This is a genomic window from Sphingobacterium sp. UBA1498 (assembly GCF_002325125.1).
Lineage (GTDB): Bacteria > Bacteroidota > Bacteroidia > Sphingobacteriales > Sphingobacteriaceae > Sphingobacterium.
Window position 1 is genome coordinate 140,719 of record NZ_DCRG01000040.1, and the last position, 8,689, is coordinate 149,407.

Sequence of the window (8,689 nt, forward strand, 5' to 3'; positions counted from 1 at the left end):
CGGCTTAGTCTGCAAATTCCTGACTGAAATAAATTTCAAAAATCTGGTTTTTCTTATTGTATTTTAGGCATTGAAAATTGGCATAAACAGCGCTTGTTGGTACACAAACACTATTGGCCATCGTGGCTTTTGTAAAATCTTTGTTGAGACAGCCCCGCCGCAAATCAAAATTTTTATTCGTAGAAACATCAGTTACCGCAAAGGAATTATCGTCTATCAGGTAATTGGAATTGTTTAATCGAATATACTCCTCTTGATAAATCAGTTCTGAAGCAACGAGATAATCGAGCGATGCCAAGCTGGATGAACAATCCAGGTGTTTAAGGGTATTGACAACTTTTAATTCCTTATAAAATGTACCGAATGATTTATTCTTGTGATTAAAAAGGACTATTTCGATACGATGACTGTCTTTGTTGTACAATATATAGCCAAAGTCACCGGGGCCATTATCGAAAATATTCCCTTTAGCGATTGCTAAAACAACCAAGTTAGGATGCCCAAGAAAATAATCCTTTTGATCCGCCTTTAGTGTCGCCGATAACTTCCGATGCAATTTATCAAATAAGCCGTCGTCGTTCATTTTTAATAACTGCTGCGTTTGTTCTTTTATTCTATCTGAAAAAAGTGGGCTATCGTAACTTGAAGTATCCAATGGAAGTGTTGGAGATACAACAGGTGCTACTTGTTCTTTCTTTCCTTCATCGCTTTTTAGTGTTGTTGGCCTATTTACCGGATGACACGAAACAAGGCCCAATAATAATAGAATGTATAGAAAAAAGATTTTTAAATTCATGATGGAGTACCGTCAAAGCCTATTCAGTCACTCTTTGCGAAGGGAAAGAATAAAAACATCGGCTAATTTAGTTATTTTATGGTAAATGAGGATACCCCTCATGGTCGGATTAGAAGGCTTCATTTAGCCCTAAAAAGAATCCTCGGGAGCCATATTTTCCAAAGGCATAATCCAGACATAGATTTGTGCGTGTTGCTTTATTAAACAGCACCCGCAATCCGGCACCGCCACCAGGCTGCCACCGTTCAAAAAGTTTGGTGCCCAGTTCATCGCTGGCTGTCTGTAGGTTAAAAAATGCAGCTCCGCTTAGAAAGCGATTCTTGAGAATTGGAAACCGGTATTCTGTTTCAGCATAACCGAAAGAAATTCCTTTGAAGTAACCAATGGTATAACCGCGGCCACTTCTAACAGCAACGTCCCTTCCTGTTCCAGGTAGGTCAAAGTAGGGAAGTGTGCCACCAAGTCTGTACGAACCCCAATACCAAAAAGCCAGGACATGGGCAGGGTCGGACGGAGATAAGCTAAAGTACTTTCTGAAGTCGGTAGTAAGCTGCACAGCACTTTTGCTACTGCCCAGCAGCGTTGTATTCCATCGCACACCTATATCGGAATAGATTCCTTTATAAGGCCTATTGGGGTTGTCCCTTGTCATATATTGCATATTGAGCAGGAGTCCATTGGAATTGTAACTGTCGGGTTCGAAGCCGTGTTTTTCAGTATAGATTGTATTGGGTGTAACGTTGCCATTAGGACCGCTACTGGTTATTTTACGGCGTAGGTCAAAAGCCAGTCCTGCCCCGACAAAGAGATTGTCGGCAATGCGCTTATAGACTTTTTCATTAAATGTAAATGCATTATATTTTGCCCCATACTTCTTATGCTCGGGGTTGGCAAGGATCTCCTCATCTGCATTGTTCCATTTGCCCTGGGGAGTCATACCCAATCCAGCGTCTAAAGCGACCATTTTAACAAGTGCAAAAGCACCCTGGAAATTTAACTTATTGTTCGGTGTAAACACATTGTGACTGATATAGAACACCATGATATTTTTTGTGGTGATTGAGGCCGATGTCGCGGCAATTGACATGGTCGTTGTTTTTGGATCTCCGAGTATCTTCCCGGCGACAGCCTTGACGCCAATCTGACCACCAATGGTCGGATTGTATGCAATATTGGGCATTAAGGTAATAGGCGAACGTTTGCTGGCATGGGTCTTCTTTCGTTTGGGATGGATAATTCTTCCGATTAGATCAGAAATATCATATTGACGCGCCAGAGCTGAGTCGCGCTGATGTTTATACTGCGCAATAGAATCTGTATTTGTATCGGTTTGAGCACAAAGCAGTGTCGGGATTAAGATTAAAAGCATACCTAAAAAAGCGTGTCGGAGGAAGTCGTTATAACGTAGAAGTTGATGCATACCTTTGAATTTATCTTAAAAATAAACGTTAAAAAAAATAAAAAGTTTTCCAGCGGCTGAAAGCTGTCTTCTTTTTGCCATGTGAACGATGGTCAATAGCAACGGGGCAATAGGGATATTTTTGTTGTCAAGCTGGAATATTAAACTTGCAAATCACAACAAATTTATCTTAGTTTGATTATTTAAATTAGGATATGATAGGACGCACGATATTTAATTACGGATTGTCCCTGCTTTTATTGACAGGGGCGGCTCATGCCCAAGAGTTGTATACACCAAGAAATATTCAGCAAGCGATTGAAAAGGGAACCCGAACCACGACGGGTCTACCCGGAAAAAATTATTGGCAAAATTTTGGGAAATATGACGTGCGGGTAAAATTGGACCCGGACACAAAGATAGTAAGTGGAACAGAGACCATCTTGTACAGCAATAATAGTCCGGATACACTGAAAAGCATAGCGATTCGATTTGTCAATAATGTTCATAAACCCAATGCAGTACGTGCGGCGTACGCTTCGGACGATTACCTGACTTCGGGGCTGGAGATTAAGTCGTTTAAATTGAATGGTCAAGTTTATGAAGTGAATAGCAAAGATTGGAAAACCGTAAAGTTAGCCGATTTTGGACAGAAAATCCTTCCGGGAACTACTGCAACATTGGATATCAGCTGGGAATATCCGCTTTCTATAGAGAGTGACCGGGAAGGGCTGCTGAATGCCTCTACCTTCTATTGCGCTTATTCCTATCCACGTGTGTCTGTATATGACGATTACAATGGCTGGGATCTCCTGGAACACAATGGGCGGCAGGAATTCTACAATGGGTTCAACGATTACCAATTTAAGATATCCGTTCCTAAGAACTTTGTCGTTTGGGCGACAGGTGAATTGACAAATGCTGCCGATGTACTACAAAAACCAGTTTTGGAACGTTTCGAAAAATCTAAACTCAGCGATACCCCGATACATATCGCGACAGATGCGGAAATGAAATCGGGGAAAGTGACAGCACAACAAGCGTGGAATACGTGGAAATTCAAAGCAACCTATGTCCCTGATTTTTGTTTCAGCGTGAGTGACAATTACATCTGGGATGGGGGAAGTGTAGATCTGGGGAGTAAACGCGTCAGTGTACAGTCCAGCTATGTTGCCGGTACGCCAGATTTTGAACATTATATTGGTTGGCAGCAATACTGTATCGACTGGTTCTCCAAAAACTGGCCCGGAGTCACCTATCCCTACCCAACGATGACGGCGGTTCAGGGATTTGCCGATATGGAATATCCGATGATGATCAACGATTCGAGCGTACCTGATAATCTTGTGGATGCACGACAAACGGCGGACCACGAAATTGCCCATACTTATTTCCCTTTTTACATGGGTATCAATGAGACGCGGTATGGTTATATGGACGAAGGCTGGGCTACGGCATTGGAATTCTGGATTGGGAATGCAGAGATAGGAGCCGAAAAAAACAAAGCGCTTTTTAAGGATGCCCGCGTAAAGCGCTATATTTTGGACCCCGCTACAGAAGAAGACCAACCCTTGATTACCATGACTTCTCAGTTAAGTGGTTTAGGCTACGGTAACAATGCCTATATTAAAGCGGCATTATCCTACATTGCACTACGGGATTATCTTGGGGATGAATTGTTTAAAAAGGCATTGCACCATTATATGGGGCTATGGCATGGAAAACATCCTACCCCTTGGGACTTCTTTTATAGCATCAATGCCGGAGCAGGACAGAATTTAAACTGGTATTGGAAAAATTGGTATTTCAGCAATCATTACATCGATCTTAAGGTAGATAGCTTTAAGCGACTGGGCAGCAAAAATACCCTCACCGTCTCCAATGTGGGCGGATTTGCAATTCCATTTGATGTAGTGATAACCTATACAGATGGATCTATAGAAACAAGACATCAAACGCCAGCGGTTTGGCAGCCCAATGAAAAGCAGGTAACGATATCCTGGTCCTCTGCTAAACAAGCCAAGCATATTACATTGGATGGAGGTATTTTTATGGATTATACCCCTAAAGATAATAGTTTGGACAACTTATAGTAGTCCAGTCGCTCGTGTCAGCTTTTATGTTTCAAAAAGGTTGACACGATTGATGCCTGATTCCCAATAGAAGAATCAGATTTTGTGCCCTATGTCCAATGTAACCAATAGGGGGGCGTGCTCACGTGTAACTGGTATGTACGATTACTAACGACGAGGGTTAGGGTTGATCGATGGTTCTAAATGTCAGATTAATCCGTGCGCCGAAAGCCTTTTTTGTAGGTGGAAGTCGATGCAGCCAATAGGTTTGCGTCAGATCTTTCATGACCAAAAGACTGCCATGTCCTAGAATGATATCTATTTTTTCCTTACTGGTCTTATGCTTAAAAGCAAATTTGCGTTCAGCACCAAAGCTTAGCGAAGCAATTGCTCCATTTTTTTTAAGATCTTTCTCCGCGTCACTGTGCCAGGCCATACCTTCGTCGCCATTGTGATAAAGATTCAACAGACAAGAATTATATGTCTCCAGTGTCTGTTTTTCCGCTATTTTTTTCAGCTCAAGAAGTTCCTTTGTCCACGGAAGCGCCTTTTTGGTGGTATTAGAATAACTATATTCGAACGCATCATCCCCATACCAGGCCACTTTTCGTTTGGTGATTATTTCATTTCCAAAAATAATGGCCCGATCGTTTACCCATTCAATTGACTCCATGAGTCTATCAAAATAGCGGTTTGCCTCCAGCACAGATAATATTTTGCCATAATAATTGACAGTACCGTCGTAAGGGAGTAAATTTCTATTGCCATCGAAGAGATTGTCGAAAAGTTCCATATTAGTATTTTTTTTTTCTAAACAGCTGTATGAAAGCTCTCCCATCCGATCATCGCTGTCTTTCGCATCGGATCCCATCGGTAGCCACCAAACATACCGCTGTTTTGTATCACACGGTGGCAGGGGATAAGGTAAGCAATAGGATTACTTCCAATAGCAGTACCAACGGCGCGGGAGGCTTTTGGGTTACCTATTTGAGAAGCAATAGCACCATAAGTGCTCAAGTTACCCATCGGAATTTTTAACAAAGATTCCCAAACTTTCAATTGAAAATCAGTTCCTTTTAAATGTAATTTTACCTGGCGGATATCTTTATTTTGAGGGTTTAATGCCTTAAGGGCACTATCGTGCATGCCATTCCCCTGTTGAAAATAGGTTGCTTTGGGGAATCGTTGCTGGAGCGATACAAGGGCTTGAGTCTGATCATCTGCATAGGCAATATGGCAAACACCTTTTGGTGTGGACGCAATGAGCATGGTACCAAATAAGCTTTCATAATAATCGTACAATATAATTAGATTGGCGCCCTCATTTTTATATTCGGCCGGAGTCATTCCCTCGATATTGATAAATAGTTCATGAAGTCTGCTGCTACTGGACAGACCAAGCTGGAATGTCGTTTCGGCAATAGTACTTTCCTTGAGCAATGATTTCGCGTGATTTAAACTTACATATTGCAAGAATTTTTTGGGGCTCGTTCCTGCCCAAGCGGTAAACATGCGTTGAAAATGAGCTTCACTCATATAAACATGTGAAGCAATCTGACCCAATGTAGGCTGTATCTTAAAGTTCTCCTGTGAGAAATGTATCGCCTTGGCGATACGTTGAAAATCCACTTCTTGTTGAATAGTCATGATTGTTCATTTAATTTATACAAAGTTGCTAAAAAGAAGAAGCCTACAAAATCCGATTTATGCTAAATTACAGGTGGGATGAAGTCGATTTGTCTGAATGACCCAAGGACTTGTCCGGTGCGACAATGTCTCGGATCAGTTGTTTGAGCTCTTTTATTTCGGGGAAACGACCGGCTCTTTTTCGATCAAAGATCTCGTTGTCCGCCACGCGTACGGTATAACGTCCCGCAATTTCGCTGGGAACGAGCATTACCCCGTGGATATCTTCCGTAAACGAACTCAGCAACTCCTGCGCCATATAGGCGGCGCGAAGCATCCAATTGCATTTTGGACAATATTCAATTTCGATAACAGGTTTTGTTGCCATGCGTTAAGTTGAGGTACATTGTTTTGTTTCAAACAAATTTATTGATCCTACTGTTGGAATCAAAGCTATTTTTGTCATAGAAATTTCGAGATTGTCGTAATTCCAGCTTTTTAATATACCTACAGGCCATTCCATTATCCAGACAAAGCGCTCAACAGAATGGCTTGTAGGTATATGGAATAGCCTGTATTTGTTTGGTATTGTTACGCTGTCATTTGGTAGTTTAGCCAATTTTCAGTGACGTCATCGTTAGCGATCCTGCCACAGAATTGTCGTTGAAAAGAAAGAGTTCTTCATTTTTATCCTGTAAGCCCAACGTATAGATTAATGGCAGGTAATGTTCAGGCGTTGGAATTGCCAAGTCAAACTCTTTACCCTGTTTTCTAAAATCAATTAAAGCCTGGTGATTGCCGTCCTGTATAAATTTTTTCATTTTTTCATTGGCTATTGTAGCCCACTCAAAGGCATAACCAGTTGTATTCAGCTTGTCCCAGGCCACCATCCGCAGATTGTGCACCATATTTCCGCTGCCGATAATCAGAACACCTTTTTTCCGTAGCTCGGTTAATTGCTGTGCAATCTCATAATGGTATGCAGCCGGCTTCGTATAATCGATGCTCATTTGAATAATGGGTACATCTGCATTGGGATAAAGATGTTTAACAACTGACCAAGATCCATGATCCAGTCCCCATTTATCGTCTAGGTGAATATCCGCTTTGCTGACAATACGCTGCGTTTCTGCAGCGAGTGCCGGACTTCCGGGGGCTGGATATTGCACATCAAATAAAGCTTGAGGAAAGCCGCCAAAATCATGTATGGTGGCCGGATGTTCCATCGCTGTGACAAATGTTCCACGTGTTTCCCAGTGTGCAGAGACCACGAGAATTGCCTTAGGCTTCTCGAAAGTCTGGCCTATTTTTTTGAATCCCTGCACAAATTCGTTGTCTTCGATGGCATTCATCGGACTTCCATGGCCTAGAAATAGTACCGGATATTTTTCGGTTGCTTCGAGTTCGCTAGAAAATTTATATAAAGAGCTCACATGGTGTGCTGCACCAACTAAAGGTAATGTTGCCATAATTTTAATAAAATCCTTTCTACGCATTTAATATATTGTAATAGCGTCAATTTTCTGTACAAAGGTAAAAGCTGGGGGTGAGGCAGGGGTATAATAATCTGTTCAAACTGTTGTACTATTCGGAAATAAGCTTCTGAATTTCATTTCTGAATTCAGAAGGCGTCATGCCAGCTTTCTTTTTGAAGACATTGGTAAAGTAAGCTTTTTCTTGATAGCCCAGTTCAAAGCCAATTTCCGAAATCGTTTTATTCGTTGTCAACAGTAGATTTTTTGCTTCAATCAGTTTCCTAGTTTCAATAATCTCAGAAACGCTTTGTTGTAAGATGCTCTGACAAATTAAATTTAGGTTTCGGGCAGACATAAAAAGCTTCTCCGCATAAAAATTAACGCCTTCCGGTCGTCGATAATTCTCTTCTAAGATCGATAGAAAATTCTTGAAAGTTGTTCCCTGATTTTTTAATTGTTGCTGTGCATCTGGAAATTGCCTTTTCCGTTCAGATTCAATCATCGTAAAAATCGTACTCAACAGTTGCTTAATGACACCATAATCGATAGCCGTCTGCAGCGTTTCCTGCTGCATGAGCTGACACAAGATCGTTAACCTGTCGAAGCAGTAGGGGCTAGCGAAGCTCAATGTTGCGTTTTCATGAAAATGAGCGTAGAGTTGGAAGGTAGTTTCGGGAATAAATTCGCTCTTGAAACGAATCACCCAAAATTCAATACGATTATTATTTAAAAGAGGTTTTACGCGATGGTTTTTGCCCTGCGTAACAAAACTTATAAAAGGAGCAGTATACGTTTTCGTTTTAAAGTCAATAAAATGTTCGAGCCTTCCCGCTACGCCAATAATGAGTTCCTCGAAATCATGCTGGTGTATTTCGTTTTTGGATTGCTGAATACGTTGTGCCTCATCGGCTTCGATTTTATAGATTTTGAAAAGTTCGTTCAAAATGAGTAAGAAGATTAATCATCACTATACGAATATACGGTTTCGCTTGCAGATTTTTTACTTTCGTACGTGCAATCGAGTCGCTTGCGATGACCAATTATTCAAACTTCGATTATATGGCATAGTCGCTTCTTTTTCTGTTTCGGATAATGTCCTTTCGGTTTTGCTTTCATCGCTAGGCCATTGCGCTCCAAGTACGGTTGATTTCCGTTACTACTTTCTTATCCCTTAGTGTAGTTTTTGTTTACCTATAACTTAGCCTTAAGTTAGGTTTAGTATAGCTTTTACCTATATTAAACCTAAACTAACCCTAACTAAACCCTATACTAACGCATGATATGATGTAGCTTTAATTGACCTCCATTGGCCGCCCGACAC

At 41.2% G+C, this 8,689-nt stretch carries 8 protein-coding genes; 1 reads left to right on the top strand and 7 read right to left on the bottom strand.

The genetic code is table 11. From position 1 onward, the window contains the following. Positions 1–4: 4 nt before the first annotated feature. Complete coding sequence (locus B3139_RS21410; protein WP_293885686.1) at positions 5–796, bottom strand: hypothetical protein; 792 nt, start codon at positions 794–796, stop codon at positions 5–7. Positions 797–905: 109 nt separating this feature from the next. Further along, on the bottom strand, positions 906–2,216 hold the full coding sequence (locus tag B3139_RS21415; protein WP_293885688.1) for a BamA/TamA family outer membrane protein: 1,311 nt from the start codon (positions 2,214–2,216) through the stop codon (positions 906–908). 194 nt (positions 2,217–2,410) lie between these two features. On the opposite strand from B3139_RS21415, the gene B3139_RS21420 reads away from it, so the two are divergent. Next, a complete protein-coding gene (locus B3139_RS21420; RefSeq protein ID WP_293885690.1) occupies positions 2,411–4,288 on the top strand; it encodes a M1 family metallopeptidase in 1,878 nt (625 codons plus the stop codon). Between the two features lie 160 nt (positions 4,289–4,448). Here the strand turns inward: B3139_RS21420 and B3139_RS21425 are convergent, their stop codons facing one another. The 5 genes from B3139_RS21425 to B3139_RS21445 form a co-directional block, all read right to left on the bottom strand. Then, the gene (locus B3139_RS21425; protein WP_293885692.1) at positions 4,449–5,060 is read right to left on the bottom strand and encodes an alpha-ketoglutarate-dependent dioxygenase AlkB family protein; all 612 of its coding nucleotides are present in this window, start codon (positions 5,058–5,060) and stop codon (positions 4,449–4,451) included. 17 nt (positions 5,061–5,077) lie between these two features. Continuing rightward, on the bottom strand, positions 5,078–5,914 hold the full coding sequence (locus B3139_RS21430) for a methylated-DNA--[protein]-cysteine S-methyltransferase (protein WP_293885694.1): 837 nt from the start codon (positions 5,912–5,914) through the stop codon (positions 5,078–5,080). A 67-nt stretch (positions 5,915–5,981) separates the two neighbouring features. Continuing rightward, complete coding sequence (locus tag B3139_RS21435) at positions 5,982–6,281, bottom strand: SelT/SelW/SelH family protein (RefSeq protein ID WP_293885696.1); 300 nt, start codon at positions 6,279–6,281, stop codon at positions 5,982–5,984. Between the two features lie 223 nt (positions 6,282–6,504). Beyond that, the gene (ygiD, locus tag B3139_RS21440; RefSeq protein WP_293885698.1) at positions 6,505–7,362 is read right to left on the bottom strand and encodes a 4,5-DOPA dioxygenase extradiol; all 858 of its coding nucleotides are present in this window, start codon (positions 7,360–7,362) and stop codon (positions 6,505–6,507) included. 115 nt (positions 7,363–7,477) lie between these two features. Then, positions 7,478–8,311, bottom strand: coding sequence for a helix-turn-helix transcriptional regulator (locus B3139_RS21445; RefSeq protein WP_293885700.1), 834 nt, complete (start codon positions 8,309–8,311; stop codon positions 7,478–7,480). Positions 8,312–8,689 lie beyond the last annotated feature (378 nt).

Coding starts and splice junctions, on each gene's coding strand:
- B3139_RS21410 (WP_293885686.1), bottom strand. CDS start 796: ATGAATTTAAAAATCTTTTTTCTATACATTCTATTATTATTGGGCCTT.
- B3139_RS21420 (WP_293885690.1), top strand. CDS start 2,411: ATGATAGGACGCACGATATTTAATTACGGATTGTCCCTGCTTTTATTG.
- ygiD (WP_293885698.1), bottom strand. CDS start 7,362: ATGGCAACATTACCTTTAGTTGGTGCAGCACACCATGTGAGCTCTTTA.
- B3139_RS21415 (WP_293885688.1), bottom strand. CDS start 2,216: ATGCATCAACTTCTACGTTATAACGACTTCCTCCGACACGCTTTTTTA.
- B3139_RS21435 (WP_293885696.1), bottom strand. CDS start 6,281: ATGGCAACAAAACCTGTTATCGAAATTGAATATTGTCCAAAATGCAAT.
- B3139_RS21425 (WP_293885692.1), bottom strand. CDS start 5,060: ATGGAACTTTTCGACAATCTCTTCGATGGCAATAGAAATTTACTCCCT.
- B3139_RS21430 (WP_293885694.1), bottom strand. CDS start 5,914: ATGACTATTCAACAAGAAGTGGATTTTCAACGTATCGCCAAGGCGATA.